We start from the raw sequence: 23940 nt of genomic DNA, 5'->3' as shown, positions 1-23940 counted from the left end.
AACCCCTGAGACGCGGCTCTTCCGGCGCGTCGGTGGGTGTGTCCACGCGGATCGGCGGGGTGGCCACGCGGGTCGGCGGGCGCGGCCGTGACGGGGCCGGCGGCGGCGTCGCACCGGGCGCGGCGGGCACCGCGTCGGGTTCCGCGAGGCGAACCGTGGTCGGCGTGAGGAGCCGGGAAATGCGAAACGCCGCCCACCCGGACCACGGGTGAGCGGCGCGTGAACGGAGGGGTTACACGGCGGAGGAACAGTGGTCGGCCCGGAAGGAGGAGAGCCGCTGGGTGTGGAGTGCGGAGTGCAGCTCGCTCCGGCCGGAGATGGCGAGTTTGCGGTAGACGCTCGACAGGTGGAACTCGACGGTGCGGATCGCCAGGAAGAGGGTCTCGGCGATCTGCCGGTTGCTGTAGCCGGCGCTCGCCAGCTGGCCGATGTGCAGCTCCTGGCTGGTGAGGCTGGGGGCGTCCAGGCGCTCCAGGGCGGACCGCAGGCTGCGCTGCCGGCGCCGGTTGCCGCTCTCCCGGGCCACCATGAGGGCGGCCTCCAGGTGGCGGCGGCCCGCGGACTGGTTCTCGCGGTCGATCTGCAGGGTCCCGAGGTCGTCCAGGACCTGGATCAACTCGCCCCAGGCGTAAGCGAGATGGAGCAGCACCACGGCCTCTTCCAGGAGCGCCACCGAGGTGTCGTCCCGGCGGGCGACCGCGACGGCGTGCAGCGCCAGGCCGATACAGCGCGGCGAGCCCCAGGTGCGGGCCGCGGCCAGTTCCTCCTCGGCCAGCGCGAGCGCGAGATCGCCCTGCTGGGTCGCGAGCGCGGCCGACGAGGCCCGTGAACGCCAGGGAATGACGGCGGGGTTGGCGACCTGGTGCTCGGCGAGCAGCCGTCCGCACGCCATGAAGTCCTTCAGGCTGTGCTGGAACTGGCCGGCCGCCTGCTGCAGTGCGCCGCGCGCGGCCAGAGTGTGGACGAGGTCCGGGCGGCTGGTGTCGAGCGGTCCGGCCAGGCCGTGCGCCCGCAGCACCTGGTGCGCGTGCCCCAGTTCGCCGGACAGGACGTGCGCCTCGATGAGCCAGGCGACGGCGAGCCCGCCGAGGTGCGGCGAGAGCCCGCGGGTCAGCTGTGCGGTGAGCAGGCCGGACGCCTCGACGCCGTGGCCCTCGAGCAGGCTGATCCGCGCGCGCAGCAGGGTCAGTACCTCCTGGTGCCGCGGTGAGCCGGACCAGCGGGCGTCGTCGGCCAGTCGACGGCACTCGGCGTGCGCGGTGACGATGTCGCCGGTGTAGAGGAGCGTCATGATCGCCGGCCACATGCCGTACGGGTCGCCGCGGTCCTCCTCCGCCGCGAGGGCCGCCTCGACCTGCTGGTGGACGAGGGCGCGCCTGATCCCCAGGTTGGCCAGTTCGACGGTGCGTAAGGAGAGGCCCCGCTCGGGAGGTGATATGTGTTCGTTCTCGACGGAGTCGAAGCGTCCCGGTACGTAGACGTCGCGGCCTTCCCGCAGGACCCCGGCCTTCGTCCCGGTCGCGGTGGCCGCCCGGGCCGCGGCGAGGTGTCTCGGCCGGGGCATGTTCCTGAGGTCGTGATCGAGCATCTTTTCCCCCTTGCTGTTCATCCGGTCACTGGCATCGATCTGCCGCCGGGCGCGGGCGCGGGCTGTCCCCGGGTGTATTCCGCTTCGTGGACGCCTCATTCGGATCCACGCTACAGGGCGCCCATTGCACACGCATCAACGATCCCGGCCGCCCGATAACGTGTCGACCGGTGGGTGCCGACCGAATGCCGGGGCGACGCCCGGTGCGCTGTCCCGGCGCGCTGACCTGGTGATTCCCGGGTGGGTTCGGGCGCGCTGTCCGGTGCGCTCCTTACGGCTTCCTGATGCGGGCGAGATGACGAAACGTGACCGTTGCCACAATCCGTCGACCGGTACGCCGATAGCGCCACCGGCGGAAATGTGTGGCGTTCCTCCGGGAAATGGGAAGAATTGATTCCATTTGCCTCACCGTGAGTGCCGGGGGCTTGAGCCGCGGATATCGGTGCGAAACGCGGACGGTGGCGGTGACGGTGGTGCCCATTCGGGAGGTCCCGGGGGGTTCGGCATTCGCGGATGCGGCGTCGTTCCCTCGGGGGCCGTGCACGCCGAGTCACCGTTCATGGTGCCGTGGTGGTGCTTCGGTGAAGAATTCGGCGCCGCGGGGATGAAACTCCGCCCATCTCGTTCCTTGAGACGGGGTGTCGGCTGTCGGTGCCGCCCGGGGCGGGCGCCGGGTCTTCGGCGACCGGCCACGAGGACCGTCGGCCCGGGAGGAGAGCCGACGGCGATGTAGCGTTGGGTAGAGATGGCATGTACGCTGCGTGTCGCTGGTTGAGCGGAACGAGGGCCCGGCCGCTGCTCCGTGGGGGGAGTCGCGCCCAGGCCCGATGGCCGGCCGGGGCCCGGTCGCACTCGTGGGGGAGTCGCGGCCGGGCCCGTCGCCGGTGGGACGCCGCAAGGGCGGGTCAGACGTACCGGCGCTCGCCGGTGCCGTCGAGAGGGGACCACCACTGGTCGTAGTTGGTGGCGCCGTCGCCGAAGAAGCCGGCGTGGCCCTCGACGATCAGGCCGTCCTCCCAGCGGAAGACCTGGACGCCGCGGGCGTCGAGGACGTCGTACGGCGAGGTGCTGCCCTCCGGGGCCCCGGGGCGGACGGCGTGGACCTGGACGACGTCCATGTTCTCGTTGCCGCTGATCATCGAAGTGACCAGCTCCACCTCGAAGTTGCCGCCGGCGGCCGCGGTGAGGGCACGGCGGAAGGAGAGGAGGGCGTCCAGGCCGACGTGCCAGCCGGCCTGGAGGTGGCGGCCGGGGACGGAGAAGCGGACGTCCTCCGACCAGTACTGGGCGGCCTCGGCGCGGTCGCAGGAGATCAGGGCGAGGTAGGCCTTCTCGACCAGCTCGGGGGTCACGTCGGTCATGGGGTCGGCTCCTGTTCGTCGGTCAGCGGGCGGGTGAGCCAGCTGTGTACGGCACGGGCGGTGGGGGCGGCCTGCTCCTCGAGGAGCGAGAAGTGGTCGCCGGGGGTCTCCCGCACGGTGGCGGCGCCGGCCCAGGACGTCGCCGGGGACGTGGTGCCGGGCAGGGCGTCGGTGGCGCGCAGGAAGAGGGTGGGGGCGGCGACGGGTCCGGGGGTCCAGTTCTCGAACACCCGGAAGTAGGCGCCCATGGCGGTGAGGGAGTGCGGGTCGGCGGTCGCGTCGGCCTCCCCGCGGCGGGCGAACAGGCCGTCGGTGAAGGCGGTCGCGAGGGCGTCGTCGGTGTCGCCCTGCAGATAGGTGTCGAGCAGGACGAGGGCCCGCGGCCCGTGGCCGGACGCTTCGAGCCGGGCCGCCACCGCGTGGGCGACCCAGCCGCCGGAGGAGTAGCCGAGCAGCGCGACCGGGGCGCCGTCGGCGTACCGCAGGACGGCCTCGGCCTGGGCGGCGACGAGCGCGTCGAGGTCCGCCGGCAGCGGTTCGCCGGGCAGGAATCCGGGCTGCGGCAGCGCCACCACCTCGCGCAGGCCGCGCAGGGCCCCGGCGAACCGGGCGAACTGGTGCGGCCCCGAGTGGGCGACGACGGCGGGCAGGCAGACCAGCGCGGGCTCGGCCGGGCCGGCCGCCAGCCGGACGGGCCGGGGCGGGGCGGGCAGCTCGGCGGGGGTGCGGAAGGCGGGCAGGAAGCGGGAGGCCGTGCGCAGGAGGCCGATCCCCTCCAGGGTGTGGCCGGCGCCGCGGGCCTGGTGGAAGAGGGCGGCGAGGGCGGCGGTGGCGTCGGTGGCAGCCGGGGCGGGGGCCTCGGCGGGGGCGTCGGCGGTACGGGTGGCCAGTCGGCTGCGCAGGTGCTCGACCAGGGCCGGGAGGGTGGGATGGTCGAAGGCCACGGTGGCGGCCAGGCGCAGCCCGGTGGCCGCGTCGAGGCGGTTGCGCAGTTCGACGGCGGTGAGCGAGTCGAGGCCGAGTTCGGGCAGCGTGCTGTGCTCGTCGACGACCTCGGGGGACGGGAAGCCCAGGACGGTCGCGACCTCGGTGCGCACCACGGCCGGCAGGTCCGCCGCCGTCGCCGGGGCCGGGACGCCGCGGGGCTGGCGCGGGCGTCCCGGGCCGGTGTCGGCGAGGCGGTGCGCGGGGGCGGTGCGCAGCGGGACGAGGAGCGGGTCCGCGACCGCGCCGGTGAGGGCGGTGTCGAACAGGGCGAGGCCCTGCGCGGGGGTGAAGGCCTCGACGCCGCCCCGGCTGAGGCGCTCCAGCTCCCCGGCGCCCGCCATGCCGCCGCCGTCCTGGTCCCAGGGGCCCCAGGCGAGGGAGTGGGCGGGCAGCCCGAGGTGGCGCCGGTGGTGGGCGAGGGCGTCCAGGAAGGTGTTGGCGGCGGCGTAGTTGGCCTGGCCGGGGGCGCCGAGCACGCCGGCGGCGGAGGAGAACAGGACGAAGGCGGCGAGGTCGTCGCGCAGCGTCAGGTCGTGCAGGTGCCAGGCCGACCGGGCCTTGGCGTGCAGGGTGCGGACGAGCCGGTCCGGGGTGAGGGAGGCGACCACGCCGTCGTCCAGGACGCCCGCGCAGTGGACGACCGCGGTGAGCGGGTGCCCGGCCGGGACGGTGGCGAGCGCGCGCGCCAGGTCGGCGCGGTCGCCGACGTCGCAGCCGGCGACGGTGACGGTGGCGCCGGTCCGCTCCAGCTCCGCGGTGAGGGCGGTCAGCCGGGCGTCGTCGGCGCGGCGGCCGAGGAGCAGCAGGTGCCGTACGCCGTGGGCGCAGGCCAGGTGCCGGGCGACCAGTCCGCCGAGGGCGCCGGCCGCGCCGGTGATCAGCACGGTGCCGTCGGGGGCGAACCCCGGGGTGCCGGCGTCGGCGGGGCCGTCGACGGCGGCGGGCGGGTCGAGGGGCGTGAGCCGGGGGGTGCGTGGCGCGCCGTCCCGGATCGCCACCTGGGCGGCCTCGGCCGCGACGGCCGTCGGCAGCGCCTGCCAGGACGACTCGGTGCCGTCCACGTCCACCAGGGCGAAGCGGCCCGGGTGTTCGGAGGCGGCCGAGCGCAGCAGGCCCCAGAGCGGGGCGTGGGCGAGGTCGGGGACGTCCTCGGCGGGTGAGGCGGCGACGGCGCGTCGGGTGAGCACGACCAGCCGGGAGTTCTTCCACCGGGAGCCGGACAGCCAGGCCCGGACCAGGTCCAGCGCCCGGGAGACCGGGGCCGGGTCGTCGGGCCGGTGCGCGTCGAGGAACGGGACCAGCACGACGCCCTCGGCGTCGTCGGGCACGGAGTCCAGGTCGTGGGCGCGCCGGTAGGCCCCGGGCGGGGTGTCGGCCGAGCCGAGGACCGTCCAGGTGTCCGGCGCCGGGGCGCCGGGGACGGCGGTGAGCGGCTCCCAGACGAGGCGCCGCAGGGCGCTGTCGGGGACGGCGCGCGGGACGGAGACCGGACGGAGGGTCAGGGCCTCGACCGAGGCGACCGGGGCGCCGGTCGGGTCGCTCAGTTCCACGGCCACCGTGTCGCCGTCCGGGGTCAGCCGGACCCGCAGCGCCCGTGCGCCGGTGCGGTGCAGCCGGACGCCGCGCCAGGAGAAGGGCAGGACGGCCGGTGCGGCCGCGCCGTCCCGGGGCAGGCCGAGGGCGTGCAGGGCCGCGTCGTGCAGGGCCGGGTGGAGGGCGTACGGGCCGGAGGCGTCGTCGGGCAGCGCGACCTCGGCGTAGAGCTCCTCGCCGCGGCGCCAGGCGGCGCGCAGGCCCTGGAAGCCCGGACCGTACGACAGGCCGGCCTCGGCGGGGCGCCGGTACAGGTCGGCGAGGTCGGCGGGGTCGACGGGCTCCGCGCCGGCGGGCGGCCAGGGCGTATCCCGGTCGGCCGGGGCCGGCGGGCCGGCGGGGGCCAGGGTGCCGGTGGCGTGCGGGGTCCACCGGTCCTCGGCGGCCCCGTTGTCGGCGTCGTCGTCGGCGGTGCGGGCGAAGAGGCCGAAGGCGCGTCGGCCGGTCTCGTCCGGCGGCCGGACGGAGAGCCGCAGCGGCACCGCGGCGCGGTCCGGCACCGGGAGCGGCGCCCGGACCACCAGCTCCTCGACGGCGGGGCAGCCGAGTTCGCCGCCCGCGTGCAGGGCCAGCTCGACGAAGGCGGCGCCGGGCAGGACCGCCGTGCCGCCGATCCGGTGCTCGGCCAGCCACGGCAGGTCGTGGGCGTCCAGCGTGCCGGTGAACACCGTGCCGTCGAGGCCGGGGGCGGCGATGGCGGCGGAGAGCAGCGGGTGGTGCCGGTCGTCGCCCTGTGCCGGGCCGGCCGGCAGCCAGTACCGGAGGCGCTGGAAGGCGTACGTCGGCAGCGGTACCGGGCGGGCGCCCGAACCGGCGTGGACGGCCGCCCAGTCGACGGCGACGCCCCGCACGTGCAGTTCGGCGACGGCCGTGGTGAGCGCCCGCGGCTCCGGCGTGCCGGGGCGCAGCAGCGGGACGGAGGCGCGCTCCCGGTCGGTCAGGCAGTCCCGGACCAGGGCGGTGAGCGTGGCGCCGGGGCCGAGCTCGACGAAGGTGGTCACACCGTCGGTCTCCAGACGGTGGACGGCGTCCCGGAACCGGACCGGCTGCCGGAGTTGGCGCACCCAGTACTCGGGCGAGCACAGCTCGGCGGCGGTGGCGCTGCGGCCGGTCACGGTGGAGACGACGGGCAGCGCGGGCTCCCGGAAGGTGAGGCCCTCGGCGACCCGCCGGAATTCGTCGAGCATGCCGTCCATCCGCGGGGAGTGGAAGGCGTGGCTCACCCGCAGCCGTCGGGTGCGGTGGCCGGCGGCGGCCAGCCGGGCGAGCAGTTCCTCCAAGGCGTCGGCGTCGCCGGACAGCACCACCGAGGACGGGCCGTTGACGGCGGCGAGCGCGATCCGGTCGGTGAGCAGCGGCAGGACCTCCTCCTCCGGGGCGTCGACCGCGGCCATCGCCCCGCCGTCCGGCAGCGCCTGCATCAGCCGGCCGCGGGCGGCGACCAGGGCGGCCGCGTCGGGCAGGTCGAGGACGCCCGCCGCGTGGGCGGCCGCGAGTTCGCCGATGGAGTGGCCGGCCAGCACGTCCGGCCGTACGCCCCAGGCGGCGAGGCGGCGCAGCAGGGCCACCTGGACGGCGAACAGGGCGGGCTGGGTGTACCGCGTCCGATCCAGGAGCTCGGCGGCCGCGGTGCCGGGCTCGGCGGCGAGGACCTCGCGCAGCGGCCGGTCGAGCAGCGGGTCGAAGACCGCGCAGACCTCGTCCAGGATGCCGGCGAACTCGGCGTCGGCGGCGGCGAGTTCACGGCCCATGGCGGGGCGCTGGCTGCCCTGGCCGCTGAACAGGAAGGCCACCCGGCCGCCGTCGGCGCGCCCGGTCGGGGTGCCGGGCGCGGCGCCGTCGTCGGCGAGCCGTGCCAGGGCCGCCAGGCGGGTGTCCCGGTCGGCGCCGAGGACGGCCGCGCGGTGCGGCAGGGCGGCCCGGGTGGTGGCCAGGCTGAGGGCGAGGTCGGCGTCGGGGGTGTCGGGGTGCGTACGGAGGTGCTCCAGCAGGCGCCCGGCCTGGCCGCGCAGGGCCTGCGGGGTGCGGCCGGACAGCAGCCACGGCGCGGACACGGGGGTGACGGCCGGCGCGGGGGCCGGCTCGGTGGCCGGGGCGTCGTCCGGGGCCTGCTCCAGCACGGCGTGGGCGTTGGTGCCGCTGATGCCGAAGGAGGAGACCCCGGCCCGGCGGGGCTCTCCGGTGGCGGGCCAGGCGGTCGGCTCGGTCAGCAGCCGCATCCCGCCGGCGGACCAGTCGACGTGCGGGGTGGGTTCGTCGACGTGCAGGGTGCGGGGCAGGACGCCGTGCCGCATCGCCTGGACCATCTTGATCACACCGCCGACCCCGGCCGCGGCCTGGGTGTGGCCGAGGTTGGACTTGAGCGAGCCGAGCCACAGCGGCCGCTCCTCGGTGTGCTCGCGGCCGTAGGTGTCGAGCAGCGCCTGGGCCTCGATCGGGTCGCCCAGGACGGTGCCGGTGCCGTGCGCCTCCACCGCGTCGACCTGGCCCGCCGTCAGTCCGGCGACGGCGAGCGCCCGGCGGATCACCCGCTGCTGGGCGGGGCCGCTGGGGGCGGTGAGGCCGTTGCTGGCGCCGTCCTGGTTGACGGCGGTGCCGCGCACCACGGCGAGCACGGGGTGGCCGTTGCGGCGGGCGTCGGAGAGCCGCTCGACCAGCAGCACGGCGACGCCCTCGGCCCAGCCGGTGCCGTCGGCGCCGGCGGCGAAGGACTTGCACCGCCCGTCCGGGGCGAGCCCGCGCTGGCGGCTGAACTCGACGAACGGGCCGGGCGTCGCCATCACGGTGGCGCCGCCGGCCAGCGCGAGCGAGCACTCGCCGGCCCGCAGCGCCTGGGCGGCCAGGTGCAGGGCGACCAGGGAGGAGGAGCAGGCGGTGTCCACGGTCACCGCGGGTCCTTCGAGGCCCAGCGTGTAGGCGACCCGGCCGGAGGCGACGCTGCCGGCCGTCCCGGCGCCGAGGTAGCCCTCCACGTCCTCGGGGGTGCGCCGCGCCCAGGAGCCGTAGTCGTGGTACATCACGCCGGTGAAGACCCCGGTGTCGCTGCCGCGCATCGCCAGCGGGTCCAGGCCGGCGCGCTCGAACACCTCCCAGGAGACCTCCAGCAGCAGCCGCTGCTGCGGGTCCATGGCGAGGGCCTCGCGCGGGCTGATGCCGAAGAACCCGGCGTCGAATTCGGCGGCGTCGGCCAGGAAGCCGCCGCGGCGGGTGTAGAAGGAGCCGCGTCGGCCGGGCTCGGGGTGGTAGAGCCCGTCGATGTCCCAGCCGCGGTCGCGGGGCATGTCACCGGTGGCGTCCCGGCCGGCCAGGACGAGGTCCCACAGCTCCTCGGGGGAGGCCACCCCGCCGGGGTAGCGGCAGGCCATGCCGACGATCGCGATCGGCTCGTCGTCGTGCCGGGCGGCGTTCGCGGCGGGCTCGGGGGCGGCCCGGTCGGCGGCGCCGAGGAGCAGGTCCCGCAGCCGTACGGCGAGGGCGCCGGGGGTGGGGTGGTCGAACACGGTGGTGGCCGGCAGCCGGAGGTCGGTGGCGGCGCCGAGACGGTTGCGCAGGTCGACGGCGGCGAGCGAGTCGAAGCCGAGCTCGGAGAACGCGCGGTCGCCGGGGACGTCCTGCGGGTTCCGGTAGCCGAGGACGGCGGCGGTCTCGGCGCGGACCAGCTCGGTCAGTTCGCGCAGCCGCTCGGCCGCGGGCAGGGCGGCGAGCCGCTGGGCGAGGCCGGTGCGGACGGGGCGCGCCGTGGCGGCCGCCCGGCGCCGGCGCCGGGGCCGGGCCAGGGCGCGCAGCAGGGCCGGCGCCGTGTCGGCGTCGAGGCCTTGCGGGTCCAGGTGGAGCGGCGCGGCCAGCGGCTCGGTGCCGGCGAGGGCGGCGTCGAACAGGGCCAGGCCCTCGGCGGTGGGGATCGGCCGCATGCCGAGGGCGGCGAGCCGGCGCCGGGAGGCGTCGTCGACGCCCGTGGCCATGCCGGAGTCGCCCTCCCACAGGCCCCAGGCGAGGGACAGGGCGGGCAGTCCGGTGGCAGCCCGGTGCTGGGCGAGGCCGTCCAGGAAGCCGTTGGCGGCGGCGTAGTTGGCCTGGCCGGGGGCGCCGAGGAGGCCGGCGGCGGAGGAGAACAGGACGAAGGCGGTGAGGTCGTGGTGCCGGGTGAGTTCGTGGAGGTGCCAGGCGCCGTCGGCCTTGGGGCGGAGGGTGTGGTGGAGGTGTCGGGGGGTGAGGGTGGTGAGGGTGGCGTCGTCGAGGACGCCGGCGGCGTGGATGACGGTGGTGAGGGGGTGGTCGGTGGGGATGGTGGCGAGGAGGGTGGTGAGGGCTTCGCGGTCGGCGGTGTCGCAGGCGGTGATGGTGACGGTGGCGCCGGTGGCGCGCAGGTCGGTGGCGAGTTGTTGGGCGCCGGGGGCGGTGGGGCCGCTGCGGCTGGTGAGCAGGAGGTGGCGGACGCCGTGGGTGGTGACCAGGTGGCGGGCGAGGAGTGCGCCGAGGGAGCCGGTGCCGCCGGTGATCAGCACGGTGCCCTCCGGATCCAGCCCGGGGGCGGGCCGGTCGGCGGCGGGGGCGGGGGCCAGCCGGGGGATCAGCGGGCGGCCCCGGCGCAGGGCGACGCTCGGCTCCTCCGGGCCGAGCGCCCGGGGGAGGTCCGCGGGCCAGTCGTCCGGTGCGTCGGTGTCCACGAGGACGATCCGGCCCGGGTGCTCCGACTGGGCGGAGCGCAGCAGGCCCCGGTCGGCGGCGCGCGGCAGGTCGCGGACGTCCTCGTCGGGGCCGACGGCCACGGCGCCGCTGGTGACGACGACGAGGCGGGTGTCGGCGAACCGGTCGTCGGCGAGCCAGGCCTGGACGAGGCCGAGGGTCCGGGCGGTGGACTCGGCGGCCGCGCGGTCGGGGCGCGGCGCGGTCGGGGCGTCGAGGAGCGGGAGCACCAGGGTGTCGGGCGGCGGCGCGGTGGAGCCGAGGGCGTCGGTGAGCAGTCCGGTGCGGCCCGGCGCCGCGAGGGCGTGCGGTGCCTGCGGATCGGTCCAGACCAGGTGGAGCAGCGGCTCGCGGGCGGTGCTGCCGGTGGTGGCGAGCCGGCCTGCGGGCCGCAGCAGCAGCGACTCCACGGTGAGGACGGGGCGGCCGGAGGTGTCGGTGGCCTCCAGGGCGACCGCGCCAGGCCCGGCGGGGGCGAGCCGGACCCGCAGGGCGGTGGCGCCGACGCCGTGCAGGGCGACGCCGTGCCAGTCGAACGGCAGGCTCGCGCTCTCCGGGGCGCCGGGGAGCGCGCCGAGGCCCAGGGCGTGAAGCGCGGCGTCGAGGAGGGCGGGGTGCAGCCCGAACGCGCCGGCCGCGCCGTCCTGTTCGGCGTCCAGGGCGACCTCGGCGAACAGCTCCCCCTCGCCCCGCCAGACGGCCCGAAGCCCCTGGAAGGCCGGGCCGTAGTGCAGGCCCTCGGCGGCGAGGCGCTCGTACAGGCCGTCCGGGTCGAGGGCTTCGGCGCCGGCCGGGGGCCAGGCGGTGAGCGGGGGCCGGGTGGACGGGGAACCGGCCGACAGCGACCCGGAGGCGTGCCTGGTCCAGGGCCGCCCGGGCAGGGCGTCCTCCTCGCGGGCGTACACCTCGACCGCGCGGCGGCCGGTGCCGTCGGGCGCGCCGAGGCGGATCTGCAGGGTCACCGCGCCCTGCGCCGGGACGACCAGCGGTGCGGTGAGGGTGAGTTCGTCGAGGTGGTCGCAGTCCGCCTGTTCGCCGGCCCGCAGGGCGAGTTCGACGAAGGCGGTGCCGGGCAGCAGCACGGCGTCACCGACGCGGTGGTCGGCCAGCCACGGCTGGGTCCGCAGGTCCAGCCGTCCGGTGAACAGGAACTCCTCGGAGTCGGCGACGACGATGCTGGCGCCGAGTAGTGGGTGGTCGGGGAAGCCGAGCCCGGCCGGGGTGACGTCGAGCCGGCTCCCGGCCGGGGCCTCCAGCCAGTGCCGCTCCCGCTGGAAGGCGTAGGTCGGCAGCTCGACCCGGCGGGCGCCGCTGCTCCGGTGGCCGCTGCTCCCGTGGTAGGCCGCCCGGTCGATGGCGGTGCCGCGCGCGTGCAGCCGGCCGAGGGCGGTGGCGGCCTCGGCGGCCTGGTCGCGGTCCGCGCGCTGGGCGGCGACGGCGGCGGAGCCGGCCTCGGTGAAGCAGGCCTCGGCCATGGGTGTGAGGGCGGCCTCCGGGCCGAGTTCCAGGAAGGTACGGGTGCCCTGGGCCTCCAGGTGCCGGACGGCGTCGGCGAACCGGACGGCCTGGCGCGCGTTGCGCACCCAGTACTCGGCGGTCCGCAGTTCGTCCCCGGCGGGTTCGCCCGTGACGGTGGAGACGAAGCCGATCCGGGGCGGCCGCAGCTCCAGCCCGGCGGCGATCTGCCGGAACTCGGCCAGCATCGGGTCCACCCGGGCCGAGTGGGAGGCGTAACTGACGTTCAGCCGGCGGGTCTTGCGGCCGAGGGCGGCGAAGTGCGCGGCAAGCGCCAGGACGGGCTGTTCGTCGCCGGAGAGGACCACAGCGTCCGGACTGTTGATCGCGGCGATCTCGGCGCCGGCGGTCAGCAGCGGGCGGACCTCCGCCTCGGCGGCGGCGACCGCGACCATCGCCCCGCCCGGCGCCAGCGCCTGGGTGAGCCGGCCACGGGCGGCGACCAGGGCGGCCGCGTCCGGCAGGTCGAGGACGCCCGCGACGTGGGCGGCCGCGAGTTCGCCGCCCGAGTGGCCGAGGACGTGGTCGGGCCGTACGCCCCAGGAGGCGAACAGCCGGAACAGCGCCACCTCGACGGCGAACAGCGCGGGTTGGGCGTACGCCTGGCCGGTGAGCGGCGGGGTGCCGCCGGTCGAGGAGCCGAAGACCGCCGGGCGCAGGGGGGACGGCAGGTGCCGGTCCAGCTCGCCGCAGACGGCGTCGAAGGCGTCCGCGAAGGCCGGGAAGGCGGCGTACAACTCCCGCCCCATGCCAGGGCGTTGGCTTCCCCCGCCGGTGAACATGACGGCCAGGCCGCCGGTGCCGGCGCGCTCGTGCAGCACACCGGCGGTGGGACGCCCGGCGGCGAAGGCGTCCAGTTCGGGCAGCAGGGACTCCCGCTCGCGGCCGACCAGGACGGCGCGGTGCTCCAGCGCGGTGCGGGTGGTGAGCAGGGCGTGGCCGACGTCGGCCGGGTCCGGCGCGGGACCGCGGCGCAGGTGGGCGGCGAGTCGGCCGGCCTGGGCGCGCAGCGCGGGCTCGGTGGCGGCACTCAGCGTCCACAGCGCGGCGGGCGCGGCGCTCGCCCCGGCGGCGGTGCCGTCGGCGGCGGGGCGACCGTCCGCGGGGAGGTCGGCGGCGGGCGCGGGCGGCTCCTCGATGACGGCGTGCGCGTTGGTGCCGCTGAACCCGAAGGAGGAGACCCCGGCGCGGCGCGGGGTCTCCCGGCGGGGCCACGGCTGCGGCTCGGTGAGCAGTTCCACGGCGCCCGCGGACCAGTCGACGTGCGGGGTGGGTTCGTCGACGTGCAGGGTGCGGGGGAGTTCGCCGTGGTGCAGGGCGAGGACCATCTTCATGATCCCGCCGACGCCGGCCGCGGCCTGGGTGTGGCCGAGGTTGGACTTGAGCGAGCCGAGCCGCAGCGGGCGGTCGGCGGGGCGGCCCTGGCCGTAGACGGCGAGCAGGGCCTGGGCCTCGATCGGGTCGCCGAGCTTGGTGCCGGTGCCGTGCGCCTCGACCGCGTCGACGTCGGAGGGGGCGAGGCCGGCGTCGGCGAGCGCCTGCCGGATCACCCGCTGCTGGGACGGGCCGTTGGGGGCGGTGAGGCCGTTGCTGGCGCCGTCCTGGTTGACGGCGGTGCCGCGCACCACGGCGAGCACCCGGTGGCCGTTGCGGCGGGCGTCCGAGAGCTTCTCCAGCAGGAGCATGCCGACGCCCTCGGCCCAGCCGGTGCCGTCGGCCGCGGCGGCGAAGGACTTGCAGCGGCCGTCCGAGGACAGGCCCTCCTGGCGGCTGAAGTCGACGAACGGCAGGGGCGAGGCCATCACGGTGGCGCCGCCGGCCAGCGCGAGCGTGCACTCGCCGCCGCGCAGGGCCTGGGTGGCCAGGTGGAGGGCGACCAGGGAGGAGGAGCAGGCGGTGTCGATGGTGACGGCCGGGCCCTCCAGGCCGAAGGTGTACGCGATCCGGCCGGAGGCGATGCTGCCCGAGGTGCCGGTGCCGAGGTAGCCCATGACGTCCTCGGGCAGCTCGCGGAGCCGGGCCGCGTAGTCGTGGTACATGATCCCGGCGTAGACGCCGGTGCGGCTGCCGCGCAGGGTGGCCGGGTCGATGCCGGCGTGCTCGAAGGCCTCCCAGGAGGTCTCCAGCAGCAGCCGCTGCTGGGGGTCCATCGCGGTCGCCTCGCGCGGGCTGATGCCGAACGGCGCGGGGTCGAAGTCGGCGACGTCGTAGAGGAATCCGCCCGCGTGCGCGGTGCTGGTGCCGGCCGCGTCGTCCGGTCCGCGCAGGGCGTCGAGGTCCCAGTCGCGGTCGGTGGGGAAGGCGGAGACGGCGTCCCGGCCCCCGGCGACGAGCTGCCAGAGCTCCTCGGGCGTGCGGACGCCGCCCGGGTAGCGGCAGGCCATGCCGACGATCGCGATGGGCTCGTGGGCCGCCTCCTCGTTCTCGCGCAGCCGCCTGCGGGTCTGCCGCAGCTCGGCGGTGAGCCGCTTGAGCGAGTCCAGGACCTTCTCGTCGGTGCCCGTCATCAGGCGTCCCCCAGTTCGTCGTCGATGATGGCGAGCAGTTCGTCGATGCCGGCGGCGTCGAGGTCGTCCCCGTCTCCGTCCGGGTCCCCGCCGGGTTCGGTGGCGGCCCGGTCCCGGTCGGCGGCGGCCTGCTCCAGGGCGGCGAGCAGGGCCTTGAGCCGCAGCCGGACCTGCTCGGCGTTCTCCGGGTCCCCGGCGAGGTCAGGGACGGACTCGCGCAGCCGGTCGAGGTCCGCGAGGGCGGCGTCGGCGGGGCTCGGTGCGGCGGGGACGAGGACGTCCCTGAGGTGCGCGGCGAGCCCGGCGGGCGTCGGGTGGTCGAAGACCGCGGTGGCGGGCAGGCGCACGCCGGTGGCGGCGTCGAGCCGGCCGCGGATCTCCACGGCGGCGAGCGAGTCCAGGCCGGACTCGGTGAACGGCCGGTCCGGGGCGACGGCGCGGGGCGAGCTGTGGCCGAGCACCGTCGCGGTCTGGGTGAGCACGAGGTCGAGCAGCAGGCTCTCGCGCTCGGCGTCGTCCAGCGGGAGCAGCCGCTCGGCGAGCGAGGCGGCGTCCTGCCGGGCGGGGGCGCCGGAGGGGGCGGTACGGGCGCGGGTGGGGCGCACCAGGCCGCGCAGGACCGGCGGGAAGTCCGGGTCACCGCCGCGGGTCTGGAGCAGCGGCAGGTCGAACCGGGCCGGGACGAGCAGGGGTTCGGGCCGGCCGAGGGCGGCGTCGAACAACGCCAGGCCGGTGGCGGAGGCGATCGCCCCGAACCCGGAGCGGACGATGCGGCCGCGTTCGGCCTCGGTCAGGCCGCCCGCCATGCCGTCGTCGGTCTGGTCCCACAGGCCCCAGGCGAGGGACACGGCGGGCAGTCCGGCGGCGGCCCGGTGCTGGGCGAGGCCGTCCAGGAAGCCGTTGGCGGCGGCGTAGGCGCCCTGGCCGGCGGAGCCGAGGACCCCCGACGCGGAGGAGAACAGGACGAAGGCGGTGAGGTCGTGGTGCCGGGTGAGTTCGTGGAGGTGCCAGGCGCCGTCGGCCTTGGGGCGCAGGGTGTGGTGGAGGTGTTCGGGGGTGAGGGTGGTGAGGGTGGCGTCGTCGAGGACGCCGGCGGCGTGGATGACGGTGGTGAGGGGGTGGTCGGTGGGGATGGTGGCGAGGAGGGTGGTGAGGGCTTCGCGGTCGGCGGTGTCGCAGGCGGTGATGGTGACGTGGGCGCCGGTGGCGCGCAGGTCGGTGGCGAGTTGTTGGGCGCCTGGGGCGGTGGGGCCGCTGCGGCTGGTGAGCAGGAGGTGGCGGACGCCGTGGGTGGTGACCAGGTGGCGGGCGAGGAGTGCGCCGAGTGAGCCGGTGCCGCCGGTGATCAGCACGGTGCCCTCCGGATCCAGCCCGGCGGGCTCGCTGTGGGCGTCCGTCCTGGCGAGCCGGGGGAGCAGCAAGGTGCCGTCCCGCAGGGCCAGTTGGGACTCGCCGCCGGCGAGGGCGGCGGGCAGGGCCTGCCAGGAGGCGTCCTCGCCGTCGAGGTCCGCCAGCACGATCCGGTCGGGGTACTCCGCCTGGGCGGCGCGGGCCAGACCCCAGACGGCGGACTGCGCCGGATCGACGGGCCGCGGCGGTGCGGCCGGCGCCCCGGCCGGGGCGCAGTCGGCGGCGTTCCGGGTGAGCAGGGCCAGCCGGCCCCGGGCGGAACCGCCGTCGGCCAGCCAGGAGCGGACCACGGCGAGCGCCCGCTCCACCGCCGCCAGGGTGGCGGCCGGGCCGGCGGCCGCGTCGACCGTGACCGGGACGAGGGCGACCTCGGCGTCCCCGTCGGCGGGGAGCGCGGCGAGCGGCGCCGGCGCGGGGCCGTCGCCGAGCCAGCGGAGCGTGACCGGCTCCGCCGCGCCGGAAGCGCCCGGCACCCAGTCGATCCGGTACAGCGCCCCCGCCGCCTCGGCCTGCCGGGCGTCGAGGTCCCGCGCGTCCGCCCGCCGGGCGGCCAGCCGTTCGACGTCCACCACCGGCTCGCCCCGGTCGTCGGCGATCGCCATGGTGACGGCCCCCGGCCCGGCCGGCGCGATCCGCACCCGCAGCCGGGCGGCGCCGGTGGAGTGCACCCGCACGCCCGACCAGGAGAACGGCACCGCCGCCCCCGAGTCGGAGCCCAGGCCGTCCATCGCGGCCGGGTGCTGGGCGGCGTCCCACAGCGCGGGGTGCAGGGCGAAGGCCTGCGGGTCGGCGCCGTCCGGCAGCGCCGCCTCGGCGAACAGGGTGTCGCCGTCGCGCCAGGCGGCGCGCACGCCCCGGAACAGCGGGCCGTACGCCACCCCCTGGGCGGCGAAGGCCTCGTAGAGGCCGTCCACGGGGACGGGCTCGGCTCCCGCGGGCGGCCAGGCGCGCAGGTCGTGGCCCGCCGGGGCCGGCTCGTCGTCGGCCAGGACGCCGCTCGCGTGCAGGGTCCACGGCGCCGCGCCGGTGGTGTCCCGCGGGCGCGCGTAGAGCCGCAGGGCGCGGCTTCCGGCGCTGTCGGAGGGGTCGGACTCCTCTACCAGCAGCTGGAGTTCGGCCTCCTCCTCCGGCCCGAGGACGAGCGGCGCGTGCAGGGTCAGCTCCCGTACCCGGGTGCGGTCCGCGGCCTCGGCGGCCTGCGCGGCCAGCTCGACGTACAGGGTGCCGGGCACGACGGTGGAGTCGAACAGCCGGTGCTCGGCGAGCCAGGGCGCGGTCTCCGGGGAGAGCCGGCCGGTGCCCACCAGGCGGTCGCTGTCGCCCAGCGGCACCAGGGCGTCGAGCACCGGGTGCCCGTCGCCGCCCGGACCGCGCCGGGAGGTGAAGCCGCGCTGCGGCCAGTAGCGGCTGCGCTGGAAGGCGTAGGTGGGAAGCTCCACCGCGCGCGCCCCGCGCCCGGCGAACACCGCCCGCCAGTCCACCGGGGCGCCCTGGACGTGCAGTTCGGCGGCGGCGAGCAGCAGCGCGGCCTCCGGCGGCCGGTTGCGGCGCTGCGCCGCGACGACGACGCCCTGCCCGGCCAGGCTGTCGGCGGCCATCGAGCTGAGCGCGCCCTGCGGCCCCACCTCGACGAACAGTTCGGCGCCCGCCCCGGCCAGGCCGCGCACGGCGTCGTGGAAGAGCACCGCGTCCCGGACGTGGCGGACCCAGTGCTCGGCCGCGGCCGGTTCCTCGGCGGTCACCGGCCGCCCGGTGAGGGCGGAGACCAGCGCGACGCGTGGGGCGTGGTACGTCAGCTTCCGCGCGACCCGCTCGAACTCGTCGAGCATCGGGTCCATCAGCGGGGAGTGGAAGGCGTGGCTGACCCGCAGCCAGGACACCCGGCGCCCGCGTCCGCGCAGCTCGTCGACCACCTCGGCGACCGCCGCGCGCTCGCCGGACAGGACGCTCGCCCGGGGGCCGTTGACCGCGGCGACCGCGACCACGCCCGCCCGGCCGGCGAGCAGGTCGGCGAGTTCGGCCGGCGTCGCCTCGACCGCGGCCATCGCGCCGCCGGCCGGCAGCGCCTGCATCAACCGGCCCCGCGCGGCGACCAGTTCGGCCGCGTCGGCGAGCGAGAGGACGCCCGCCACGTGCGCGGCCGCGAGCTCCCCGACCGAGTGCCCGGCCAGCAGGTCCGGGACGACGCCCCAGGACTCCAGCAGCCGGAACAGCGCCACCTCGAAGGCGAACAGCGCGGGCTGGGCGTACTCCGTCCGGTCGATCAGCTCCTCGGCCCGCGCGTCCCCGGGCTCGGCCAGGACGACCTCGCGCAGCGGGTGCTCGGCCCGGGCGTCCAGGTGCGGTTCGAGGGCGGCGCACGCGGCGTCGAAGGCGTCGGCGAAGACCGGGTACCCGCGGTGCAGTTCGCGCCCCATGCCGGCGGCCTGGCTGCCCTGCCCGGAGAACAGGAACGCCGTCCGGCGGCCCTCCCCGGCCTGCCCGAGCACCACCCCGGCGGCGTCCCGGCCCTCGTGCAGCGCGGTGAGCGCGGCCAGCGCCCGCGGACCGTCCTCGGCCAGGACGACGGCGCGGTGCCGCAGGGCGGCGCGGGTGGTGGCGAGCGACCAGGCCACGTCCAGCGGGCGGGCGTCCGGGCGGGCCGCCAGGTGCTCGGCCAACCGCAGCGCCTGGCCGCGCAGCGCCTCGGGGCTCCGGGCGGACAGCGTCCAGGGCACCACCCGGTCGTCCGGGGCGGCGGGCGGGGTCTGCGGCTCGACGGCCGGCGGCTCCTCGATGACGACGTGCGCGTTGGTGCCGCTGATCCCGAAGGAGGACACCCCGCCGCGCCGGGGGCGGCCGGTGCGCGGCCACGCCCGGGCCTCGTCGAGCAGCCGCACCGCCCCGCTCGACCAGTCGACGTGCGGGGTCGGCTCGGTCAGGTGCAGGGTCTTCGGCAGCCGCTCGTGCCGCAGCGCCTCGACCAGCTTGATGATGCCCGCGAGGCCCGAAGCGGCCTGGGTGTGGCCGAGGTTGGACTTCAGCGAGCCCAGCAGCAGCGGCCGGTCGACGGCCCGCCGCGCGCCGTACGTGGCGAGCAGCGCCTGGGCCTCGATCGGGTCGCCGAGCTTGGTGCCGGTGCCGTGCGCCTCCACCGCGTCCACGTCGTCGGGGGTCAGCCCGGCGTCGGCGAGGGCACGGCGGATCACCCGCTCCTGGGCCGGGCCGTTGGGCGCGGTCAGGCCGTTGCTGGCGCCGTCGGAGTTGATGGCGGAGCCGCGCACCACGCCGAGCACCCGGTGGCCCTTGCGCCGGGCGTCGGACAGCCGCTCGACCACCAGGACGGCCACGCCCTCGCTCCAGCTGGTGCCGTCCGCGTCGGCGGAGAAGGAGCGGCAGCGGCCGCTCGGGGAGAGCACCCGCTGCCGGTTGAACTCGGTGAACAGCAGCGGACTGGTCATCAGGGTGACGCCGCCCACCAGCGCCAGGTCGCAGTCGCCGCGCCGCAGGGCCTGGCCGGCCCAGTGCAGTGCCACCAGGGAGGAGGAGCAGGCGGTGTCGACGGTGACCGCCGGTCCGCCGAACCCGAAGGCGTACGCCAGCCGGCCGGACAGCACGCTGGCGGTGTTGCCCGTCCCGATGTACCCCTCCAGGTCGTCCTTGCCGGTGGCCAGCACCCGGGGGTAGTCCTGGCCGTTGGTGCCGACGAACACGCCGACCGGCCCTTCGGCGGCCGTCGCCACCGGGTCGATGCCGCCGCGCTCGAACGCCTCCCAGGAGGTCTCCAGCAGCAGGCGCTGCTGCGGGTCCATGGCGAGGGCCTCGCGCGGGGAGATCCCGAAGAAGGCCGCGTCGAAGTCGGCGACGGTGTCGATGAAGCCGCCCTGGCGGGCGTAGGTGGTGCCGGGCCGGTCGGGGTCGGGGTGGTAGAGGCCGGCGAAGTCCCAGCCGCGGTCGGTGGGGAAGTCGCCGATGACGTCCGCCCCGGTGTCCAGGACCTCCCAGAGCTGTTCCGGGGAGCGGACGTCGCCGGGGAAGCGGCAGGCCATCGCGACGATCGCGAGCGGTTCGGCGGGATCGCCGGCGGGCCTCGGCGGGGTGTCGGCGCCCTCGTCGTCCCGTGCGCCGGTGAGGGCGAGGACGTGGTCGACGACGGCCCGGGGGGTGGGGTGGTCGAACACCAGGGTCGCGGTGAGCCGCAGGCCGGTCGCCGCGCCGAGCCGGTTGCGCAGCTGGACGGCGGTGAGCGAGTCGAGCCCGAGCTCCTGGAAGCGCTGGTCGGTGCCGATCGCCCGGGCGTCGGCGTGGCCGAGCACGGCGGCGATCTCGGTGCGGACGAGGTCGAGCAGGAACTCCCGGCGGGCGGCGGGCTCCAGGGCCCCCAGCGTGGTCCCGGGGGCCGGGGCGGGGACGGGACGGTCGGGGCGCGTGGAGGACCGCAGCGTGAGCACCGCCTGGCCCGCGTGCCGGGCCCGGCCCAGGTGCTCGAACGCCTCGGCGGCCCGCTCGACGTCCCAGGCGGGGACGGCCGGCGGGGGCAGCGTGCCGTCCGCGAACAGGGCGGCCAGCTCGCCGAGGACGGCCCGCAGGCGGTCCGGACCGGCGTCCGCGAGGTCGGCGACCAGGTAGCGCACGCCCGGGTGGTCGGCGGCGACCCGCCCGGCGTCGCGCCGGTCGGTGCGTCCGGTCTCCACGAAGCGGCCGCCGTGCGGCAGCAGCCGCAGCGAGGCGTCGGTGGACTCGCCGGCGAGGCAGTTCAGCACGACGTCGGCGCCGCGTCCGCCGGTGGCGGCGAGCAGCTCCGGCGCGAAGCCGGGATCGGCCGAGGAGGCGAGGTGCTCCTGGGGCAGGCCCAGCGCCAGCAGTGCCTCCCGGTGCTCGGGAAGGTCGGTGGCGAGGACGTTCGCCCCCAGGTGGCGGGCCAGGTGGACGGCGGCCAGTCCGGCGCCGCCGCTCGCGGCGTGCACCAGGACGGTCTCGCCGGGCCGGAGCCCGGCGAGCCCGACCAGGGCGTGGTGCGCGGTCAGGTGGGCGAGCGGCGCGGCGGCGCCCTGCTCGAAGGTCCAGCCGGCCGGGAGGGCGCAGGACAGCCGGTGGTCGGTGACCGCGACCGGGCCGGCCGCTCCGTCCGGGAACAGGCCCATCACCCGGTCGCCCGGGGCGAGCCCGCCGACCTCGGCGCCGACCTCCAGGACCACGCCCGCCGCCTCCAGCCCCAGCCCGCCGCCGGTGTCGCCGTGCAGGGCCAGGCCGAGGCCGACCAGGACGTCCCCGAAGTGCAGGCCGACGGCGCGGACGGCGACCCTGACCTCGCCCGGTCCGAGCGGGCGGTCCGCCTCGGCGGACGGCACCGGGGCGAGGGTGGCGAGGTCGCCGGGCTCGGTGACGGCGAGCCGCCAGGCCGCCCCGGGCCCGCCGGGCGCCCGGGCGCCGGACGACTCGGCGGCCGGGGTGGGTCCGTCGGCCGGGGTGGGCTCGTCGGCGGCCAGCCAGTAGCGGCTGCGCCGGAAGGCGTAGGTGGGCAGGCCGACGCTCCGGGCCGGGCCGAAGTAGCGGTCGGCGTCCAGCCGGGCGCCGCCCGCCACCGCCTCGGCGACCGCGTCGGCGAACCGGTCCGGGGTCCCGTGGTCGCGGTGCAGCGAGCCGACGACGACGGCCTCGGTGCCGGCCTCCTCGACGGTCTCCTGAAGGGCCTGGGTGAGCACGGGGTGCGGACCGCACTCGATGAACAGGTCGAAGCCGTCCGCCAGCATGGCGCGGGTGGCCCGTTCGAACTCCACCGGCTGCCGCAGGCTGTGGTACCAGAACCCGGCGTCCTGGGCGCCCGGTTCGAGCAGCCCGCCGGTGGCCGGCGAGTACATCGGGAGCCTCGGCTGATGTGGCGTCACCGTGCCGAGCAGGGTGGTCAGTTCCTCCCGGACGGACTCCACCTGCGGGGTGTGCGAGGCGTAGTCCAGCGGGATCCGCCGGGCCCAGACGCCCTCCGCCTCGCAGCGCGCCCGCAGCTCCTCCACCGCCCGGTTCCGGCCCGCGACCACCACCGAGCGCGGGCCGTTGACCGCCGCGACGGTCAACTCGCCCTGCCATTCGGCCAGTCGCTCGCGGATCCGGGCGGGCGTGGCGGACACCGCGAGCATCCCGCCGTCGAGCCGGCCGAGCGACACCAGAGCCCGGGCGCGCAGCGCCACCACCCGGGCCGCGTCCGACAGCGACAGCGCGCCGCTGACGGCGGCGGCCGCGATCTCGCCCTGGGAGTGGCCCAGCACCCCGGACACCTCGACGCCGCAGGACTCCCAGAGCGCGGCCAGCGACACCGTCACCGCCCAGAGCGCGGGTTGGGCGACGTCGGTGCGCTCCGGTCGCGGTGCGCCCGGTGCGCCGCGCAGGACGTCGGTCAGCGACCAGTCCACGTGCGGGCGAAGCGCCTCGGCGCACTCCGCCAGGCGGCGGGCGAACGCGGGGGAGGAGTCGAGCAGTTCGGCGGCCATGCCGGCCCACTGGCTGCCGGCGCCGGGGAAGACCAGGGCGGCCCGGCCGGAGCCGGCGAGCGACCGGGCGACCCTGGCGGCGGTCGTGCCCGGGGCCGTGCCGGTCGCCAACGCGTCCAGTCCGGCGAGGAGTTCGGCGCGGTCCCGGCCGGTCACGGCGGCCCGGTGGGGGAAGGCCGTCCGGGTGCGCAGCAGCGACCAGCCGACGCCTGCGGGGTCCAGCTCCGGCTCGGCGCGCAGGTGGGCGGCCAGCCGCTCGGCCTGGGCGGGCAGGGCCTCGGCGCTGCGGGCGGACAGCAGCCACAGCGGCGGGAGGCCGGAGGGTTCGGCGGCGGGTACGGGCGGCTGCTCGGGAGCGGCCTCCTCGGCGGGGGCGTCCGGGGCCTGTTCGAGCAGGACGTGCGCGTTGGTGCCGCTGATGCCGAAGGCGGAGACGCCCGCCCGGCGCGGCTCGCCGGAGTCGGGCCAGGGGCGGGCCTCGGTGAGCAGTTCCAGCGGGCCGTCCGACCAGTCCACGTGCGGCGACGGCCGGTCGGCGTGCAGAGTGCGCGGCAGGACGCCGTGGCGCATCGCCATCACCGTCTTGATCACCCCGGCGACGCCCGCAGCGGCCTGGGTGTGGCCGAGGTTGGACTTGAGCGAGCCCAGCCAGAGCGGCCGGTCGGCGGCCCGGCCCTCCCGGAACACCGCCTGCAGCGCCTGGGCCTCGATCGGGTCGCCGAGGGTGGTGCCGGTGCCGTGCGCCTCGACGGCGTCGATCTGGGCGGGCAACAGCCGGGCGTTGTCCAGCGCCTGGCGGATGACGCGCTGCTGGGCGGGCCCGTTGGGCGCGGTCAGCGCGCCGCTGGCGCCGTCCTGGTTGACGGCGCTGCCGCGGACCACGGCGAGCACGGGGTGGCCGTTGGCTCGGGCGACGGACAGTCGTTCGAGCAGCAGCAGCGCGGCGCCCTCCGACCAGCCGGTACCGTCCGCGTCCGCGCCGAAGGCCTTGCAGCGGCCGTCCGGTGCCAGGCCGCGCTGGCGGCTGAAGCCGACGAAGGTGGCCGGCGTCGCCATCAGCGACACCCCGCCGGCCAGGGCGAGGTCGCAGTCGCCCTGGCGCAGGGCCTGGGTGGCCAGGTGGAGGGCGACCAGGGAGGAGGAGCAGGCGGTGTCGACGGTGACGGCCGGGCCCTCCAGGCCGAAGGTGTACGCGACCCGGCCGGAGGCGACGCTGCCCGCGCTGCCGGTGCCGAGGTACCCCTCGGTGTCCTCGTCCGGCCGGCGGACGCGGCTGCCGTAGTCGTTGTACATCACCCCGGCGAAGACGCCGGTCCGGCTGCCGCGCAGCCGCTCGGCGGGCAGCCCGGCCCGCTCGAAGGCCTCCCAGGCGACCTCCAGCAGCAGGCGCTGCTGCGGGTCCGTGGCCAGGGCCTCGCGCGGGCTGATCCCGAAGAAGGCGGGGTCGAAGTCGGCGTAGCCGTCGACGAATCCGCCGTGCCGGGTGGTGGAGGTGCCGGCGTGGTCCGGATCCGGGTGGTAGAGCGCGTCGAGGTCCCAGCCCCGGTCGGTGGGGAAGCCGGAGACGGCGTCGGTGCCGTCGGCCACCAGTCGCCACAGCTCCTCGGGCGAGTGGACGCCGCCCGGCAGTCTGCAGCTCATCGCCACGACGGCGATCGGCTCGTGGGCCGCCTCCTCGATCTCGTCCAGGCGCCGGCGGGTCTGCTGCAGGTCGCCGGCCATCCATCGGAGGTAGTCGACGAGCTTCTCGTCCTTCTCGTCGTCGGCCATCGGAACCTCACTCGTCGTCATGTCGCGGGGAACGGGTCGGGCGTGCCGGCCCGGGG

General features: G+C 77.3%; 4 protein-coding genes. All 4 read right to left on the bottom strand.

From position 1 onward, the window contains the following. Positions 1 to 232: 232 nt before the first annotated feature. Positions 233 to 1588 (bottom strand): LuxR C-terminal-related transcriptional regulator, encoded by a 1356-nt coding sequence (locus tag ACGF0D_RS16840; RefSeq protein ID WP_392916786.1) that lies wholly within the window; start codon positions 1586 to 1588, stop codon positions 233 to 235. Between the two features lie 905 nt (positions 1589 to 2493). Then, positions 2494 to 2949 (bottom strand): nuclear transport factor 2 family protein, encoded by a 456-nt coding sequence (locus ACGF0D_RS16835; protein ID WP_392882948.1) that lies wholly within the window; start codon positions 2947 to 2949, stop codon positions 2494 to 2496. Then, entirely contained in the window at positions 2946 to 14237 is an 11292-nt protein-coding gene (locus ACGF0D_RS16830) for an SDR family NAD(P)-dependent oxidoreductase (RefSeq protein WP_392916783.1), read from the bottom strand. Before ACGF0D_RS16830 ends, ACGF0D_RS16835 begins: the two co-directional genes overlap by 4 nt. Then, positions 14237 to 23884: a type I polyketide synthase gene (locus ACGF0D_RS16825; RefSeq protein ID WP_392916781.1), complete on the bottom strand. Its 9648-nt coding sequence runs from the start codon at positions 23882 to 23884 to the stop codon at positions 14237 to 14239. Before ACGF0D_RS16825 ends, ACGF0D_RS16830 begins: the two co-directional genes overlap by 1 nt. Between the last annotated feature and the right edge of the window lie 56 nt (positions 23885 to 23940).

It is taken from the genome of Kitasatospora sp. NPDC048298, assembly GCF_043201465.1.
Taxonomy (GTDB): domain Bacteria; phylum Actinomycetota; class Actinomycetes; order Streptomycetales; family Streptomycetaceae; genus Kitasatospora.
This window is presented reverse-complemented; position numbering and strand designations above follow the sequence as displayed.

What these genes read in the sequence shown, in the direction of transcription:
- ACGF0D_RS16840 (WP_392916786.1), bottom strand. Translation starts at nt 1,588, where the DNA reads ATGCTCGATCACGACCTCAGGAACATGCCCCGGCCGAGACACCTCGCC.
- ACGF0D_RS16835 (WP_392882948.1), bottom strand. Translation starts at nt 2,949, where the DNA reads ATGACCGACGTGACCCCCGAGCTGGTCGAGAAGGCCTACCTCGCCCTG.
- ACGF0D_RS16830 (WP_392916783.1), bottom strand. Translation starts at nt 14,237, where the DNA reads ATGACGGGCACCGACGAGAAGGTCCTGGACTCGCTCAAGCGGCTCACC.
- ACGF0D_RS16825 (WP_392916781.1), bottom strand. Translation starts at nt 23,884, where the DNA reads ATGGCCGACGACGAGAAGGACGAGAAGCTCGTCGACTACCTCCGATGG.